This is a genomic window from Variovorax glucosi, assembly GCF_051216695.1.
GTDB lineage: Bacteria > Pseudomonadota > Gammaproteobacteria > Burkholderiales > Burkholderiaceae_C > Variovorax.
The window spans coordinates 1-1,316 of sequence record NZ_JBPJZE010000149.1; the positions used below are offsets into that span (position 1 = coordinate 1).

Annotated in this window: 2 protein-coding genes; one reads left to right on the forward strand and one right to left on the reverse strand. The window is 65.3% G+C overall.

All coding sequences use genetic code 11. The annotated features are described in order from the left end of the window. Positions 1-17: 17 nt before the first annotated feature. On the reverse strand, positions 18-485 hold the full coding sequence (locus ACSFA3_RS23735; RefSeq protein ID WP_007836101.1) for a winged helix-turn-helix transcriptional regulator: 468 nt from the start codon (positions 483-485) through the stop codon (positions 18-20). Between the two features lie 129 nt (positions 486-614). Here ACSFA3_RS23735 and ACSFA3_RS23740 point away from each other — a divergent pair. Then, on the forward strand, positions 615-1,316 hold a 702-nt coding region (locus tag ACSFA3_RS23740), incomplete at its 3' end, for a D-amino acid dehydrogenase (RefSeq protein ID WP_435507868.1).

Consider the following 1,316-nt stretch of genomic DNA (forward strand, 5'->3'; position numbering starts at 1 on the left):
GGTTCTTGCTCATCGGTTCAGCGGTCCACGGCCAGCATCAGCGTTTCCTTGATTTCTTCCATCACCACGTAGCTGTGCGACTCGGCCGCCACCGGCAGCTTCTTCAGGATGTCGCCCAGCAGGTGCCGGTACTCGCTCATGCCGCTGAGCCGCGCCTTCACGAGGTAGTCGAAGCTGCCCGACACCAGGTGGCATTCGAGCACTTCGGGCATGTGCAGCAGCTCCTTGCGCACCTTGTCGAACACGTCGCCCGACTTGGCCGAGAGCTTGATCTCGACGAACACCAGCAGCGTCTTGCCCAGCGCCTCGGGCGACACGTGCGCGTGGTAGCCGGTGATGACGCCGTCGCGCTCCATGCGCTTCACGCGCTCGGCGCAGGGCGAGGCCGACAGGCCGATGTGCTCGGCCAGCTCGGTCATGGAAACGCGGCCCTGGCGCTGCAGGAGGTCGAGGATCCGGCGGTCGATTCGGTCGAGTTCGGGCATTTCACTTTCGCAGGCGGCTCTGGGCGATTGGCGGCAGTGTATTTCACTGCCAAACCGCTGAAAACAATGGAATCCACTGCATTGTGCACTTTAGATTCCACTCATCCCATCTGAATCGGCGAATACACCATGAAAGTCATCGTTCTCGGCGGCGGCGTGATCGGCACCACCACGGCCTACTATCTCGCGCGCTCGGGCGCCGAGGTCACCCTGCTCGACCGGCAGGCCGGCCCCGCCGAAGAAACCAGCTTCGGCAATGCCGGCCAGGTGTCGCCGGGCTACTCCACGCCGTGGGCCGCGCCGGGCATTCCGCTGAAGGCAATCAAGTGGATGTTCAAGAAGCACGCGCCGCTGTCCATTCGCCCCGACGGCACGATGTTCCAGCTGCGCTGGATGGCCGCGATGCTGCGCAACTGCTCGCCCGAAGCCTATGCGGTGAACAAGGAACGCATGATGCGCGTGGCCGAATACAGCCGCGGCTGCCTGCAGCAGTTGCGCGCCGACACCGGCCTGCAGTACGAGCAGCGCACCGGTGGCACCCTGCAGCTGTTTCGCACGCAGGCGCAGCTCGATGCAGTGCAGCGCGACATCGCAGTGCTCGAAGAATGCGGCGTGCCTTACCAATTGCTCGACCGCGATGCACTCGCCAGCGTCGAGCCCGCGCTGGCCGGCGCACGCGACCGTCTCACAGGCGGCCTGCGCCTGCCCAACGACGAAACCGGCGACTGCCATCTGTTCACGCGCGGCCTCGCCGAAATCGCACGCGGCCTGGGCGTGGACTTCCGCTTCGGCCAGACCATCGACGGGTTGGAGACGGACGGCGGCCGAATC